Raw genomic sequence first — 16,307 nt, 5'->3', positions numbered from 1 at the left:
AATGCATAATTATGCAATAATATCGCCAATGTAAGCGGTTAGATCCGCTTTTTTATTTGCAAAAATCAAGGAATTCTATATGGCACTTTGGGGTGGGCGTTTTACACAAGCCGCAGATCAACAATTTAAATATTTTAATGATTCATTACGTTTTGACTACCGTTTAGCCTTGCAAGATATTGATGGTTCAATGGGATGGGCTAAAGCTATTCAGTCTGTGGGAATCATTACCGAATCAGAATTAGGCGAGTTATTACAAGCGTTAAAACAGTTACGTGCAGAAGTAGCTCCAAACCTAGCTATCGTACTGCAAGAAGATGCAGAAGATATTCATAGCTGGGTCGAATTACAACTGATTAAAAGAGTCGGCGATTTGGGTAAAAAATTACATACGGGACGTAGCCGTAATGACCAAGTTGCTGTAGATATGAAACTTTGGTGTAAGGCTCAAGTGCTATCTTTACAAGAATCTATCCGTGCATTACAACATAAATTAGTCGAAACTGCGGAAGCAAATCAGCAATCGGTAATGCCGGGTTATACCCATTTACAACGTGCTCAACCGATCACTTTTGCTCACTGGTGTATGGCATATTTTGAAATGTTAGATCGTGATTATAGCCGTTTGACAGATGCCTATAATCGTATGAATACTTGCCCATTAGGATCGGGGGCGTTGGCGGGTACGGCTTATGTGATTGATCGTGATAAATTAGCGTTAGATCTTGGGTTTGAGACCGCAACACGTAATAGTTTAGATAGCGTTTCTGATCGTGATCACGTTTTAGAATTATTAGCAGCCGCATCAATTAGCACAATGCACCTTTCTCGTTTTGCCGAAGATCTGATTATTTTCAATAGTGGCGAATCGCATTTTGTGGAACTCTCCGATCGTGTTACTTCAGGATCTTCATTAATGCCACAAAAGAAAAACCCTGATGCGTGCGAATTAGTGCGTGGTAAAACGGGTCGAGTATTTGGTGCTTTAACAGGCTTATTGACCACTTTAAAAGGTTTGCCATTGGCTTATAACAAAGATATGCAAGAGGATAAAGAAGGTATCTTTGATGCTATCGAAACGTGGCAAGCGTGTATCAATATTTCTGCATTAGTGTTAGAAGATATTAAAGTTGATACAGAAAGAACCAAAGAGGCTGCACAGCAAGGTTACGCAAATGCGACTGAATTGGCTGACTACCTAGTTGCAAAAGGCATTCCGTTCCGTGAAGCACACCATATTGTTGGGGAAGCAGTGGTTTATGCAATTAGTCAGAAAAAAGCACTCGAAGAATTGAATTTAGAGGAATTTAAACAATTCCATACCACAATTAGTGATGATGTTTATCCAATCTTATCTTTAGATTCGTGCCTTGCAAAACGTTGTGCTAAAGGTGGGGTAAGCTTTGAACGAGTCGCCGAAGCGATTAGTGTCGCAAAACAATATTTAGCCCATTAAATTGAATGAGGGATACCAATTGGTATCCTTATTTTTTTACCTTATTTTTGTAAAATAGTGCGATAATCTAACCGCTTGTATTAATTTTATAACAGATTAAGGAGTACAAAATGAAAAAACTTCAACAAATTACACCTGAATTGAGTCTTGTTGAATATAACGAGATACCCGTATTAGAAATCGATCATCCAGAAGTTAAAGCAAAAGTGGCTTTACAAGGTGCGCATTTATTCAGTTGGCAACCAAAGCATACGGATAAAGATGTGTTTTGGTTGAGTGAAATTGAACCGTTTAAATTAGGTAGTGCAATTCGAGGTGGTGTTCCAATTTGCTATCCTTGGTTTGGTAGCTTAGGCGAGCCTTTCCATGGCACTGCACGTATTCGTATGTGGGAATTGAATCAATATGAAATTACCAAAGATAAAGTCTTTTTAAGATTTGATTTGAAAGCAGAAGATGGTAAAGGGCTTGATGCACAAATGGCGATGGAGTTAGGCGAAACTTGCACATTAACCTTGACGCATCAAGGTGCAGGACAGGCTAATCCAGCATTACATAGCTATTTTAATATTGCAGATATTAGCCAAGTTGAACTACATGGATTACCAACTACTGTATTCAATCATCTGACGCACCAACAAGAATCAGTTTCGTCCCCAAGATTAATTTCAGAAAATGTTGATGAAATGTACTCCGTTGAAAATGCGATCACGACTATTGTAGATAAAGGTTATCAACGTCAAATTGAAGTGCAACATATTAACTCAACAGAAGTGGTGGTGTGGAATCCGTGGCATAAGCCAACCAGTAATATGACTGATTCAGGTTATAAAACAATGGTATGTGCAGAAACTGCTCGAATTCATAGTTCATTGAATAAAGGTCAAATGATTCAAGCTAAGATTAGCGTGAAATCAAACTAAATTATGATATGATTCGCCCCATATTTGCTCTATGGGGCATTTTTATTTGAATGGAAAGCTTATGACTGATTTAAAAAATGATCGCTATTTAAAGGCACTATTGCGAGAGCCTGTTGATATGACACCAGTGTGGATGATGCGCCAAGCAGGGCGTTATTTGCCTGAATATAAAGCAACACGAGCAGAGGCGGGTGATTTTATGGCACTTTGTCGCAATGCGGATTTGGCTTGTGAAGTCACATTACAGCCTTTACGTCGTTATGAACTGGATGCTGCGATCCTTTTTTCTGATATCTTAACCATTCCAGATGCAATGGGGCTTGGACTAAGTTTTGGAGCAGGAGAAGGCCCTAAATTTGCCAAACCTATTGAACGCAAAGCCGATATTGATAATTTACCGATCCCTGATCCTGAAAATGAATTACAGTATGTCATGAATGCAGTGCGTACTATTCGCCGAGAATTACAAGGTGAAGTCCCCCTAATAGGTTTTTCGGGGAGCCCTTGGACGTTAGCCACTTATATGGTGGAAGGGGGAAGTAGCAAAGCCTTTACAAAAATTAAAAAAATGCTTTATACGGAGCCTCAACTATTGCATAGCTTATTAGATAAACTTGCCGATAGTGTAATTCTTTATTTGAATGCACAAATTAAAGCGGGAGCGCAATCTGTCATGATCTTTGATACTTGGGGCGGAGTGCTTGCTCACAAAGACTATCAATATTTTTCTTTACCTTATATGCATAAGATTGTCGATAACCTTATTCGTGAAAATGAAGGGAGAAAAGTCCCTGTGACTTTATTTACTAAAGGTGGCGGATTATGGCTTGAATCTATTGCAGATACAGGTTGTGATGCGATAGGGCTAGATTGGACTGTGGATATTGCCGATGCAAAAGCACGAGTAGGGCATAAGGTCGCCTTGCAAGGTAATATGGATCCAAGTGTGTTATATGCTAATCCAGAAAGAATTGAAAAAGAAGTTCAATCTATTTTAGCAGGCTTTGGACAAGGAACAGGGCATGTCTTTAATTTAGGACATGGTATTCATCAAGATGTACCAGAAGAGAGTCCAAAGGTCTTTGTTGATGCTATTCATGAATATTCTAAGCAATATCATCAAGAGGGTTAGTTATGCGAAATCCAATTCATAAGAGAATGGAACGATTTGAAAGTTGGCAACATCTCACTTTTATGGCGTGTTTATGTGAACGTATGTATCCTAATTTTCAGCTTTTTTGTGAGGTGACTGAGCGGTCAGATCAGGCAAAAGTTTTTCAAAATATTTTGAATCTTGTGTGGGAGTTTCTGACTGTTAAAGGGGCAAAAATTAATTTTGAAAATCAGTTAGAAAAATTAGAAGCAATTATTCCTGATGTGAATGAATTTGATTTTTACGGTGTTTTCCCGGCAGAAGATGCTTGTGTCGGGCTTTCTGAATTATTACACGCAATTATTGCGGGAGAAACATTAGAGCAAGCAATCAAGATTAGTCAGCTTTCATTAAGTACTGTAGCAACCTATTTAGAAACAGAACAAAATCGTGAATTAAGTGAAAAAGAATTGAAAGAATCAGTTGAAATTGGAGAAGAATTAGATATTCAATGGCAGATTTATCGGTCACTCAATGAAGTAGAAGAAAGGGATATAGAACTGATACTATCCTTAAAAAATGAGTTACGAGAGAGTGGTGTAAGTAATATTGGATTAAATGTTGACCAGTAAATGTGATTTATGTAACAATTTCCGCATTATTTGCTTTGAGAATAGCGTAGTTTGAATTAAGCTATCCTAGCATTAAAGCAAATAAGAGTTTAGGCAGGCACTGCCATTTATAAATAAAAATCTTTAGAGGATAATACCCATGAATAAAACTGAATTAGTCGATGCAATTGCAGCAGGTGCAGAATTAAGTAAAAAAGATGCGAAAGCGGCATTAGAAGCAACGTTAGAAGCAATTTCTGGTAGCTTAAAAAAAGGTGATTCTGTACAACTTATCGGTTTCGGTACTTTTAAAGTAAACCACCGTAAAGCACGTACAGGTCGTAATCCAAAAACAAATCAAGCGATTGAAATTCCAGCAGCTAATGTACCAGCATTTGTTGCAGGTAAAGCACTAAAAGATTTAGTGAAATAGTCAGTTAGTTAGTTTTATTGTAAGCCTAGATCTTATCTAGGCTTTTTGCGTTTCTATAATGTGGGTTTTCCGTTACAATATCCCTATTTATATTTTATATTCTCAACCTTTAATATATATAAACCAAATGAAAGCATCTATTATCAGTAAGTTAGAAAGTTTAAGTGAACGCTATGAAGAATTACAAGCATTGCTTGGTGATCCTTCTGTTATCAATGATCAAGATAAATTTCGTGCTTATTCCAAAGAGTATTCTCAACTAGAAGAAGTGGTTGGAACCTTTACCCGTTGGAATAAATTAAATAACGATATTGAAGAAGCGCAATTATTGCTTGATGATCCAGACATGAAAGATATGGCTCAAGAAGAAATTGCAGAAAATAAAGCGGAAATTGAGCAACTAGAACAACAATTACAAATTCTATTATTACCTAGAGATCCAAATGATGAATATAACGCTTACCTCGAAATCCGAGCAGGAACAGGGGGCGATGAAGCGGGTATTTTTGCAGGTGATCTTTATCGTATGTACAGTCGCTATGCCGAAGGAAAACGCTGGCGTATTGAAGAACTTTCCTCAAGTGAAAGTGAACAAGGTGGATATAAAGAAATCATCGTTAAAATTAGCGGTGAAGGGGTTTATGGTCAGCTTAAGTTTGAATCGGGCGGGCACCGTGTACAACGTGTACCAAAGACCGAATCTCAAGGACGTATTCATACTTCTGCTTGTACTGTGGCGGTAATGCCAGAATTACCTGAATCAGAATTACCTGAAATTAACCCTGCGGATTTACGTATTGATACTTATCGTTCTTCTGGGGCGGGTGGTCAGCACGTTAATACCACCGATTCAGCCGTACGTATTACCCATATTCCAACGGGAATTGTCGTTGAGTGTCAAGACGAGCGTTCACAACACAAAAACAAAGCGAAAGCAATGTCTGTATTAGCTTCTCGTATTGTGCAGGCTGAACAAGAAAAACAAGCACAAGAGCAAGCGGATACTCGCCGTAACTTATTAGGTTCGGGAGATCGTTCGGATAAAATTAGAACCTATAACTATCCACAAGGACGAGTGACCGATCATCGTATTAACTTAACAATTTATCGCTTGGATGAAGTCATGAACGGTAAAATTGATGAATTAATTCAACCAATTATTACAGAATATCAAGCGGATCAATTGGCTGCATTGTCAGAACAATTATAAATAATGAATTATCAACAATGGCTAATACTTGCTGAACAGCGGTTACATGATAATGTTCAGCAAGATCCTTTCTTAAATCCTAAACTTGATGCAAATGTATTATTACAAGCGGTCACAAAGCGGACTAAAGCTGCCATTTTTGCTTTTTCAGAAACCGAACTTACGCAAACAGAATTAGACCAACTAGAATCTTTTTTGCACCGCAGAATGCAAGGCGAACCGATTGCTTATATTCTTGGCGAGCGAGAATTTTGGTCATTGCCACTGAAAGTATCGCCAGCTACCCTTATTCCTCGCCCCGATACAGAAAGACTAGTTGAAGTGGCTTTAGAGTTAGCTTACAAGCGGTTAGATTTGAAAGAAAATCTGCAAATTTTAGATTTGGGTACAGGAACAGGGGCGATTGCATTAGCACTTGCCAGTGAATTAAAAAATCAAGCTCATATTATTGGTGTAGATAAATATAACGATGCTGTACAGTTAGCTCAACAGAACCAACAACAATTGGGATTTTCCAACGTCACTTTTTTACAAAGTGATTGGTTTCAAGTCTTGCAAAATCACCAATTTGACCTCATTGTAAGTAATCCACCCTACATTGATGAACAAGATGATAATTTGATGCAAGGGGATGTAAGGTTTGAACCTTTGTCTGCATTGGTAGCCCAACAACATGGCATGGCAGATTTACAAAAAATCATCATAAACTCACCGCTTTATTTAACCACCAATGGTGCTTTAATTTTAGAACATGGTTGGCAACAAGCAGAAAAGGTCAGAGAATTATTTAAACAGAATAAATGGGATTCACCCCAAACCGCTCAAGATTATGGCGGTAATGATAGAGTAACGTGGGCAGTATGGACGAAATAATTAAATCATTTGAATTATCAAAAAAAGAAAGAGATGAACTTCAACGGTTTTTATATAAAGAGTTAATTCGACTTGCAACCTTAGTTGATCCAGATGTGAGTGAGCCACAAATTTATGGCTTAGTCTCAGCCTTAGTGAAAAAGGCTCGCTATGAAGTCAATGGCACGAGTGATGCAGAGCGAATCGATCAACTCTTGAATTTCTTGTACCAAGAACAAGGTTTTCATTGCCATTCGGAAGAGTATTTTTATACGGATAATTTGTTATTGCATAAAATTTTACGCTCCCATCGTGGCATGCCAGTTTCACTTGGGGCGATTTTATTGTATTTAGGTTCGGTATTAGATTTACCCCTTTATCCCGTTAATTTTCCAACGCAATTTATTGTGCGGGCAGAGATTACCCATGAGTCAGGCAGAAAAGAGACCCGCTTTATTAATCCATGGGATGGTGCTTATCTTACCTTTGATAAGATGAGTAAATGGCTTGAAGGGGAATTAGGCTTTGGTACTGAATTAAAACGTGAATTTTTACAAATTGCCACGACAGAAGAAGTGCTAGAACGTTTAGAAACCGTATTTAAGATGGCACTCACTAGAGAAGGAAAATACGCAGAAACATTACGATTAATTGAGCATCGTTTAGCACAAAGCCCAGAAGATCCTTATGAAATACGAGATCGAGGCATGGTGTTAGCCAGTATGGATTGCTACCAAGCCGCCTATGATGATCTCAGCTATTTTATCGATCAATGTCCTGATGATCCTTCGGCGATGATGCTAAAATTAGAAATCGCAAATTTAGAAAAACAGAGTAAAGCCAACGTGCTTCACTAATTAAATTGATTGTTGATAAAGGAACAACCATGAATTCAAAAACAATTCAGCTAGACAATATCCAAATCGGAAATGATAAACCTTTTGTCCTTTTTGGTGGAATGAATGTACTCGAAAGCCGTGATATGGCAATGCAAGTCTGTGAGAAGTATGTTGAAGTGACACAGAAGTTAGGCGTACCTTATATTTTTAAGGCATCCTTTGATAAGGCAAACCGCTCTTCTATTCACTCATATCGTGGACCGGGGATGGAAGAAGGGTTAAAAATCTTCCAAGAATTAAAAGATACCTTCGGTGTAAAAATTATTACCGACGTGCATGAAATTTACCAATGCCAGCCTGTTGCTGATGTGGTGGATATTATCCAGCTGCCTGCATTTTTAGCGCGTCAAACGGATTTGGTAGAAGCAATGGCTCGTACTGGAGCAGTAATTAATGTGAAAAAACCACAATTTTTAAGCCCAGGGCAAATGGGAAATATTGTTGAGAAAATTGCAGAATGTGGTAACGATAAAGTGATTTTATGTGAACGTGGTTCAAACTTCGGCTACGATAATTTAGTAGTTGATATGCTTGGATTCAGCATTATGAAGAAAGTATCAAAAGGTTGTCCAGTAATCTTTGATGCGACACACTCACTACAATGTCGTGATCCATTTGGTGCGGCATCAGGTGGACGTCGTGATCAAGTAACAGAACTTGCACGCTCTGGTTTAGCGGTAGGATTAGCAGGCTTATTCCTCGAAGCTCATCCAAATCCAGACCAAGCAAAATGTGACGGACCATCCGCACTTCCGCTTTCAGCCCTTGAAGGCTTTATCAGCCAAATGAAAGCCGTCGATGATTTAATTAAATCATTACCTGAATTAGATACGTCAAAATGATAGAATAAAATTAACCGATAACAAATTGGCACTAAACAAAAAGACCAACTTTTTAAAAGCTGGTCTTTTTACTTATAACTTATATTTATCTGCTAAATACGATTAAGAGGCAGATGTTGCTGCATTGCTTTCTGTTAACGGCGGTAGGTTTAATGAAAATAGTTTATTGGCATTTTCACGACCAATTCGTAACTTAGTTTGGTTATCAAGCAAGATATCATCAAACCAACGTGAGCCTGCGTCCATATGTTCATAAGGATAGTCTGTTGAGAACATGATGCGGTCAATACCGACTTGATCAATCGCTTCAAGTAATGGTCTTGAGTGGAAGTGTCCACTGGTAGTTAGATGGAAGTTATTTGCTAAATAATAACCTGTACGATGTTTAGCTTTTGAGCCTTTAGCACCAAAGCGTTGCATATCTAATCTATGTTGCAAACGTGGGAGCATATAAGGTAAGCCTTCGCCTAAGTGACCTAAAATAACTTGTAAAGTAGGGTAACGATCAAACAATCCACTAAGCATCAATCTTACTGCGTGGCTTGCAGTTTCGTAACCAAATCCCCATGCTGAACCAACGAGTTCCGGATAACCTTGAATAGAACGGCGTTGGCTTGGAAGTGGTTCACGTGGGTGTAAATACATAGGTACATTGAGTTTTACCATACGATCCCAAAACACGTCTAAAGGTGCTTCATCTAAATATTGTACCTGTTCATTAGGACCAATATTGCTATAACCATTGATTAGGACACCTTTTAAACCGAGTTTAGTTACGGCACGTTCTAGTTCGTCCGCTGCGGCTTCAGGATTTTGAAGGGCAACAGAGGCAAAAGAAGCAAGTCTGTTAGGGTGTTTTTGAATAAATGAATAAGCGTAGTCATTTGCATTACGAGCCAATTCAACCGCTTCTTCAGGATCTTCAACAGATTGTACGCCCGGTGAGGTGAGTGACATAATGCACATTTCAATTCCTGCACGGTCCATTTCTGCTACGCAAAGATCAGGGTCGGCAAGTTTACGAGCAACGTCTTGTGAATAGTCCTCGCCATTACGATCTTCTTCGCCTTTAGCATCCCAATATTTATTATTTAATTCTGTGGAGAAGTGCTCTTCAAGAGCTATTTTACCTTCCATAATTGACTCCTTATCAAATGTAATAAGATGTGAATTTTGGAGATTCACACTATCATAAATGGCATAGGTGAAAGTACTGTCAATGTGATTTTGGGTATGTCTTATCCCCTTTAGTAAAGGGAAATGGCTTACGACGCATTGATAGATATTAAAATAAACACCTATACACGGTCTTAATCCTCTTTTAAGGGTAATGCCTTCCGACCTAGATTTTTTGTTACAGCTTCAATAGAGGGTGATGGGGGGAAGAGTGCTAATCCCTTTAGTTCAGGATCATGTCTTTGGACAATTGTAATGGAGATAAAGTTCCCTTATTTTTCAATACAATTATGACAACTTCTTGAGCAACACGACTAGCTAAATATATAACATAGACTAAATTGAAAAATAAATCATTTATATTTCTACGTGTTTAAAAAAAGCAATTATATTCTACTTAAAAAAATTTGAGATAAGCGGTAAGATTTTGTGATTTTTTTGTAAAAATTGATCGCTTGTTGTATAGTGAACAAGAAATAAACATTACAAATTTTAGGAGTAAATTATGCTTAATATTGTGTTTTTAGACCGAACAGGGCTACCTGCTACTCATGATATTCCACGTCCTAGTGTTCCTCATAATTGGGTTGAATATGGTCATACCTCTCCTGAAGAAACTTATGATAGAGTGAAAGATGCAGATATTGTAGTAACAAGTAAAGTAGTATTTGACAAAGAATTATTAGCCAAGCTACCTAAACTGAAATTAATTGCTATTACAGCCACAGGTACAAATAATATTGATTTAGTGGCAGCAAAAGAATTAGGTATTGTGGTAAAAAATGTTGCAGGCTATTCAAGTGTGACTGTTCCTGAACATGTTCTAGGCATGATGTTTGCATTAAAACATAGTTTAGTTGGTTATCATCGTGATCAAGTTACGTCAGATCGTTGGGCAACTTGTGGACAGTTTTGCTATACAGATTATCCAATTACCGATATTCGAGGCTCAACGCTGGGTATTTTTGGTAAAGGGAATTTAGGGACAGAAGTGGGACGTTTAGCTCAACTTTTAGGCATGAATGTATTATATGCAGAGCATAAAGGTGCAACTTCGATACGTGAAGGTTATACACCATTTGAAGAAGTATTAAAACAAGCGGATATTGTCACGTTGCATTGCCCATTGACAGAAAGTACGCAAAATTTAATTAATGAGCAGACTATTGCTCTAATGAAACCAACCGCTTATTTAATTAACACTGGACGCGGTCCCTTAGTGGATGAAACAGCATTATTATCAGCCTTAGAGAATAAAAAGATTGCGGGGGCAGCGTTAGATGTATTGGTGAAAGAACCACCTGTACTAGGCGATCCATTAATGGAAGCGGCGAAACGCTTACCAAACTTGCTGATCACGCCACATATTGCGTGGGCAAGTGATTCTGCGGTAACAATTTTAGTTAACAAAGTAGCACAGAATATAGAAGAATTTATTGCAACTGGAAAATAGGAGATAGCAATATGAAAACCAAAAGTGCATTGGTACTAGCTTTAGCAGCATTATTTGGCGCATCTGTTTCAATGGCAAATGCAGCAGATAAGCTAGAGGTCAAAGTACAAAAATTAGATCTAAAGGGTAATACAGATATTGGTATGGTAACGGTAACTGAATCGCCGTATGGGTTAGTTTTTACCCCTAACTTAACTGGGCTAACTGAAGGTGTACATGGTTTCCATATTCACCAAAATGCAAGTTGCGAACCAAAAGAACAAGATGGCAAAATGGTATTGGGTTTAGGTGCTGGTGGACATTGGGATCCAAATGGCACTAATAAACATGGTTTCCCATGGCAAGATGATTCACATCTAGGTGAATTGCCAGTGCTTATTGTCGATCATGATGGCAATGCAAATTATCCTGTATTAGCCCCACGTTTGAAAAAATTAGATGATATTAAAGGACATGCTTTGATGATTCATGCTGGTGGTGACAACCATTCAGATCATCCAGCTCCTTTGGGTGGTGGCGGACCAAGAATGGCTTGCGGTGTGATTAACTAAATCAAAATAGTTAAATTAAACTGAAACAAGCGGTCAGATTGTGGTAATCTTTTACGACTTTCTTACCGCTTGTTTGTTTTCAATATATTATGAGTTTAAATATTTCTTTATTTATTGCCTTTCGCTATTGGCGTTCAAAAAGTGGCGACCGATTTGGTCGTCTTGTGACTAATTTAGCGAGTTTAGGTATTGTACTCGGTGTGATGGCATTAATTATTGTGCTATCTGTAATGAATGGATTGGAAGGAACCCAAAAACGTAATCTTCTATCTACATTACCCCATGCCATTATTTCACCTTTAGAAAAAGAGGATGCTCAGCCAACAATTTTCCCTGACTTTGTAGAAAAAGCAGTTGCGATCAATCGAACTAATATGGTGATTCAAAGCCAACAAGGGATTAATGCAGGGGAATTGATTGGCGTTGAAAATTCACAAGATGATCCTCTGTTAGCAAGACTGAGCGATTTGAATGACGTGTTACCCGAAGGCGAGTTTAATGTGGTGGTGAGTAGCTTATTAGCCGAACAACTCAATTTAAAAATTGGCGATAAGATCCGTTTGATGATCACAGAAAATAGCCAATATACGCCTTTCGGTCGCGTACCTGTTCAACGTTTATTTACGATTTCTGATTTTTATTTTGGTAATAGTGATTCTAGTCACACTTTATTTGCTAATTTGCGAGATGTTGGGCGGTTATTGCGTCTTGATAGCGAGCATGTACAAGGGACTCGTGTATTTTTAACTGATCCATTTTTAGTGACTGAGCTTGTGAATTATTTCCCTGAGAATAAATGGAAAATCAGTGATTGGCGAGAGCAAAAAGGTGAATTTTTTCAAGCGGTAAAAATGGAAAAAAATATGATGGGATTATTAGTCAGCTTAATTATTATTGTAGCGATTTCTAATATTGTGACTTCTCTTAGTTTAATGGTGGTGGATAAACAAGGAGAAATTGCCATTTTGCAAACCCAAGGCTTAACCAAACGGCAAGTGACACAAATTTTTATTTCACAAGGGTTATTAGTGGGAATAATTGGTGCGATAGTCGGTGGGCTATTGGGCGTGTTGATCGCAAATAATTTGAGTGATGTACTACAAATGATGTTACCTGTAGGGGTAATGCTACCAACTGAGATTATTCCACAACAAGTTGCCATTATTATCTTAATTTCGATAGGGTTATCGTTAATTTGTACCCTTTATCCTGCTTATCGAGCAGCAAAAATTGAACCAGCGGAAGCATTACGTTATGAGTAGAAGATCACCCATTCCTACGATGCCATGGGCTGCCGATAATCAATGGCAACCCAAGTGGTCATCGTTATTTGTTATTTGTTTTAGTATGGCGTTAATGGGTATTGGCGAAGGATTACTGGTACTTGCTAATTTAGGCTCTAGCCCTTGGACTGTGTTTTCGCAAGGCATTGCATTACAAACGGGGCTTTCTATTGGTACAGTAATTGGGATTGTCAGTGTCATTGTTTTATTACTTTGGATTCCCCTAAAATTACGCCCTGGCGTTGGCACTATTCTGAATATTATTATTATTGCGATATTTGTGGATGTGGCAGTCGATAATATCCCTGTGCCTGATACATTAACCATGAGAATTATCTTTATGGTGATTGGGCTTATTGTCTTTGGGATCAGCACAACTTTTTACCTTTCATGCCAATTAGGTGCAGGACCAAGAGATGGATTAATGGTGGGATTGTGCTTTAAATATCATTGGAAAGTAGGAACAGTCAGAACGTCAATTGAAGTGATTGTTTGTGTTTTTGGTTTCTTACTTGGTGGAACTGTTGGTATTAGTACAATTATTTTTGCTTTAGGTGTCGGTTGGATTATTGAAGCTACAGTGATTTTATTTAGACGATATATAAAAGAAGATAAAACGATAGAAGTTTAAAGGGAGTTTGAATATGAGTAACATCAAAGAAATTTATTTAGCAGGCGGTTGTTTCTGGGGAACAGAAGCTTTTATGCAACGCATCAATGGTGTGCTGGATGCAGAATCAGGTTATGCTAATGGGAATAGCTTAAATCCAACTTATCAAGATGTATGCAACAATAGTGGTCATGCAGAAGTGGTTAAAGTGACTTATGATGAAGAGCAAATTGGCTTAGCTAAACTGCTTGATTTCTATTTTAAAGTGATTGATCCCATCAGTATTAATCAGCAAGGCAATGATAAAGGTGTGCAGTATCGCACTGGTATTTATTATGTTGATCCCCAAGATCAGCCTGTGATTAAACAAGCGTTAGATGAATTGCAAAAGAGCTATAATCAACCGATTGCGGTCGAAAATGAAATGCTTGAGCATTATTTCCCAGCGGAAGAATATCATCAGGATTATCTTGATAAAAACCCGAATGGGTATTGTCATATAGATATTCAGTTAATGAATGAGATTCTTAAAAATCAATAATGAAAAATGGCATGGGTAAAACCCACGCCATTTTTTTATAACTTGCCTAAGTTAGCTTTTTCTAACAGCGTTATTTAATCCATTTATCCTCATCTGTTTTACGTTCAAACTCCGCATCAAAAGTCGTTTCATTTTGTTGATAGTATCCTTGAGAGCTACGTCTTGCAAAATAACTAAATTTCAATTTATTAGATAAGAGTTTGAGGATAAATCCTTGAAATAAAACGCGTGTAAAAGGCAGTAGCAATAAAACAGCTAAAATATCACTTAAAAATCCGGGAATTAAAAGTAATACTCCAGCAATTGCAAAAAAGACGGATGAAATCACCGCTTGTGTTGGTATTTTGCCTTGAGAGATCTCTTTCCGAATATTTAAAATAGTCACAAGCCCACGCATTCTAATTAGCCATAATCCTGTTGCAGAAATAGCAATCATCAACAAAATGAGTGGTAACACACCAATTGATGAACCCACCGCAACAATTAACGAAATTTCAACATAAACGTATAAAAAAAGACCGAATAAAAAAATAAATAGTGGCATAATCTACAATTCTCCTCTGCTTGTACTATTAGATTGTAGCATTCGAATAAATTTCAACCTTTTGCAACAAATTTTTATCAAATAGTTTAAAAGTAGAGCAAACTATGCTATGAATAGTATCTTTACCAAATAATAATTAGAAAATTAAAAAATAAAGGACATAACATCAATGAATGGTTCATATCTATTAACTGAAAGTTTAAAAGCCCACGGTGTTACGACTGTGTTTGGCTATCCGGGTGGGGCAATCATGCCAGTGTATGATGCAATTTATGATTCAGGGTTGGATCATCTATTGTGTCGAAATGAGCAAGGGGCAGCGATTGCAGCGATTGGTTACGCTCGTTCAACGGGTAAAACAGGTGTTTGTATTGCGACATCAGGACCGGGTGCAACCAATTTAATTACAGGGTTGGCAGATGCCTTGTTAGATTCTATTCCTGTTGTGGCAATCACAGGACAAGTATCGAGTGATTTTATTGGTACAGATGCATTCCAAGAAGTTGATGTTTTAGGCTTATCATTAGGTTGTACAAAACACAGTTTTATTGTGCAAAATATTGATGAATTACCCGAAGTGTTAGCAAAAGCATTTCAAATTGCACAAAGTGGACGTCCTGGTCCGGTATTGATTGATCTTCCAAAAGATATTCAATTTGCACCAACCTCAGCATCTCCTATTGTTTATGAAAAAATTGCAAATCCTAAGCAAGATCCAACCGCTTTAGAGCAAGCAAAAGCACTATTAAAACAAGCTAAACGCCCAGTGCTTTATGTCGGTGGCGGTGTAGGTATGGCTAATGCTGTACAAGCGGCTAGATCCTTCTTAGAAATGACTAAAATGCCATCAGTTTCTACATTAAAAGGCTTAGGCACAATTTCACCAGAAGATCCACTTTATATGGGAATGCTTGGAATGCATGGTACCAAAGCGGCTAACTATGCGGTACAAGAATCTGATTTATTGATTGCTTTTGGGGCAAGATTTGATGATCGTGTAACAGGTAAATTAGATAGCTTTGCACCGAATGCAAAAGTAATCCATGCTGATATTGATATTGCAGAAATTAACAAATTACGCAAAGCCGATGTTGCCTTAAAAGGTGATTTAACCGAGGCATTTACTTATCTCAGTGAGCCACTTGATATTGATGCTTGGCGTAATGATATTAAAAAATTAAAAGCTGATTTTGATTTCCGCTATGTTGAAAATAGTGAAGATAAAGAAATCGATCCTTGGGCATTACTCAATACACTCTCCCAACGTAAACCACAAAATGCCGTAGTCACAACGGATGTGGGGCAGCATCAAATGTGGTCGGCTCAACATATGCAACATTACGCACCTGAAAATTATCTAACCTCGGCTGGATTAGGCACAATGGGCTTTGGTTTGCCCGCGGCTGTTGGGGTAGCAAAAGCTCGCCCACAAGATCCAGTCATTTTAATTACAGGTGATGGTTCTTTAATGATGAATATTCAAGAATTTGGCTCAATTAAACGAGGCAAATTACCGATTAAAATGGTGTTATTAGATAACCAACGCTTAGGCATGGTTCGTCAATGGCAAACCCTATTTTTTAAAGGTCGTCATAGTCAAACAATTCTTGATGATAACCCTGATTTTATTACACTCGCTTCAGCTTTTGGTATCAAAGGTGAACGCATTGAAAAAGCAAATGAAGTTTCCGATGCACTCGATCGATTATTAAATGCAGAAGGGGCTTATTTATTACATGTTTGTATTCCAGATGAAGAAAATGTGTGGCCACTTGTTCCACCAAATGCCTGTAATACAGATATGATCGATGAAGATATTGGAGTGTAATG

The 16,307-nt window shown here is 37.8% G+C and carries 17 protein-coding genes; 15 read left to right on the top strand and 2 right to left on the bottom strand.

Annotated features, from left to right (window positions below):
* The first annotated feature begins 79 nt into the window (after positions 1-79).
* From argH to kdsA, 9 genes are all read left to right on the top strand, one after another.
* Positions 80-1,456 (top strand): argininosuccinate lyase, encoded by a 1,377-nt coding sequence (argH, locus tag A6A10_RS07235; protein ID WP_121122539.1) that lies wholly within the window; start codon positions 80-82, stop codon positions 1,454-1,456.
* A gap of 110 nt (positions 1,457-1,566) precedes the next feature.
* The gene (locus tag A6A10_RS07230; RefSeq protein ID WP_121122537.1) at positions 1,567-2,379 is read left to right on the top strand and encodes a D-hexose-6-phosphate mutarotase; all 813 of its coding nucleotides are present in this window, start codon (positions 1,567-1,569) and stop codon (positions 2,377-2,379) included.
* A gap of 61 nt (positions 2,380-2,440) precedes the next feature.
* Entirely contained in the window at positions 2,441-3,511 is a 1,071-nt protein-coding gene (gene hemE / locus A6A10_RS07225; RefSeq protein ID WP_121122535.1) for a uroporphyrinogen decarboxylase, read from the top strand.
* 2 nt (positions 3,512-3,513) lie between these two features.
* A complete protein-coding gene (locus A6A10_RS07220) occupies positions 3,514-4,104 on the top strand; it encodes a YjaG family protein (protein ID WP_121122533.1) in 591 nt (196 codons plus the stop codon).
* A gap of 139 nt (positions 4,105-4,243) precedes the next feature.
* Positions 4,244-4,516, top strand: a complete 273-nt coding sequence (locus A6A10_RS07215; RefSeq protein ID WP_121122531.1) for an HU family DNA-binding protein — start codon at positions 4,244-4,246, stop codon at positions 4,514-4,516.
* A gap of 127 nt (positions 4,517-4,643) precedes the next feature.
* Positions 4,644-5,726: a peptide chain release factor 1 gene (prfA, locus tag A6A10_RS07210; protein WP_121122823.1), complete on the top strand. Its 1,083-nt coding sequence runs from the start codon at positions 4,644-4,646 to the stop codon at positions 5,724-5,726.
* 3 nt (positions 5,727-5,729) lie between these two features.
* On the top strand, positions 5,730-6,599 hold the full coding sequence (prmC, locus tag A6A10_RS07205; protein ID WP_121122529.1) for a peptide chain release factor N(5)-glutamine methyltransferase: 870 nt from the start codon (positions 5,730-5,732) through the stop codon (positions 6,597-6,599).
* A complete protein-coding gene (locus A6A10_RS07200) occupies positions 6,587-7,435 on the top strand; it encodes a SirB1 family protein (protein ID WP_121122527.1) in 849 nt (282 codons plus the stop codon). Before prmC ends, A6A10_RS07200 begins: the two co-directional genes overlap by 13 nt.
* A 29-nt stretch (positions 7,436-7,464) precedes the next feature.
* Positions 7,465-8,319, top strand: coding sequence for a 3-deoxy-8-phosphooctulonate synthase (gene kdsA / locus A6A10_RS07195; protein WP_121122525.1), 855 nt, complete (start codon positions 7,465-7,467; stop codon positions 8,317-8,319).
* A 102-nt stretch (positions 8,320-8,421) separates the two neighbouring features.
* On the opposite strand, the gene A6A10_RS07190 is transcribed toward kdsA, so the two are convergent.
* The gene (locus A6A10_RS07190; protein ID WP_121122523.1) at positions 8,422-9,456 is read right to left on the bottom strand and encodes an amidohydrolase family protein; all 1,035 of its coding nucleotides are present in this window, start codon (positions 9,454-9,456) and stop codon (positions 8,422-8,424) included.
* Positions 9,457-10,000: 544 nt separating this feature from the next.
* Here A6A10_RS07190 and A6A10_RS07185 point away from each other — a divergent pair.
* The 5 genes from A6A10_RS07185 (at position 10,001) to msrA (ending at position 13,933) form a co-directional block, all read left to right on the top strand.
* Positions 10,001-10,948 (top strand): 2-hydroxyacid dehydrogenase, encoded by a 948-nt coding sequence (locus A6A10_RS07185; RefSeq protein ID WP_121122521.1) that lies wholly within the window; start codon positions 10,001-10,003, stop codon positions 10,946-10,948.
* A gap of 11 nt (positions 10,949-10,959) precedes the next feature.
* Positions 10,960-11,499 carry a superoxide dismutase family protein gene (gene sodC, locus A6A10_RS07180; protein WP_121122519.1) on the top strand — a complete coding sequence of 180 codons (540 nt, stop codon included), beginning with the start codon at positions 10,960-10,962 and terminating at the stop codon, positions 11,497-11,499.
* Between the two features lie 89 nt (positions 11,500-11,588).
* Positions 11,589-12,761 (top strand): lipoprotein-releasing ABC transporter permease subunit, encoded by a 1,173-nt coding sequence (locus tag A6A10_RS07175; protein WP_121122517.1) that lies wholly within the window; start codon positions 11,589-11,591, stop codon positions 12,759-12,761.
* Positions 12,754-13,413 (top strand): membrane protein YczE, encoded by a 660-nt coding sequence (gene yczE / locus A6A10_RS07170; protein ID WP_121122515.1) that lies wholly within the window; start codon positions 12,754-12,756, stop codon positions 13,411-13,413. The genes A6A10_RS07175 and yczE overlap by 8 nt, the downstream gene beginning before the upstream one ends.
* A gap of 13 nt (positions 13,414-13,426) precedes the next feature.
* Complete coding sequence (msrA, locus tag A6A10_RS07165; protein ID WP_121122513.1) at positions 13,427-13,933, top strand: peptide-methionine (S)-S-oxide reductase MsrA; 507 nt, start codon at positions 13,427-13,429, stop codon at positions 13,931-13,933.
* 70 nt (positions 13,934-14,003) lie between these two features.
* On the opposite strand, the gene A6A10_RS07160 is transcribed toward msrA, so the two are convergent.
* Complete coding sequence (locus A6A10_RS07160) at positions 14,004-14,477, bottom strand: FxsA family protein (RefSeq protein ID WP_121122511.1); 474 nt, start codon at positions 14,475-14,477, stop codon at positions 14,004-14,006.
* Between the two features lie 169 nt (positions 14,478-14,646).
* Between A6A10_RS07160 and ilvG the strand changes: the two genes are divergently transcribed.
* On the top strand, positions 14,647-16,305 hold the full coding sequence (gene ilvG, locus A6A10_RS07155; protein WP_121122509.1) for an acetolactate synthase 2 catalytic subunit: 1,659 nt from the start codon (positions 14,647-14,649) through the stop codon (positions 16,303-16,305).
* The last annotated feature ends 2 nt before the right edge of the window (positions 16,306-16,307 follow it).

This window comes from Otariodibacter oris (assembly GCF_009684715.1).
GTDB classification, from domain to species: Bacteria; Pseudomonadota; Gammaproteobacteria; order Enterobacterales; family Pasteurellaceae; genus Otariodibacter; species Otariodibacter oris.
This window is presented reverse-complemented; position numbering and strand designations above follow the sequence as displayed.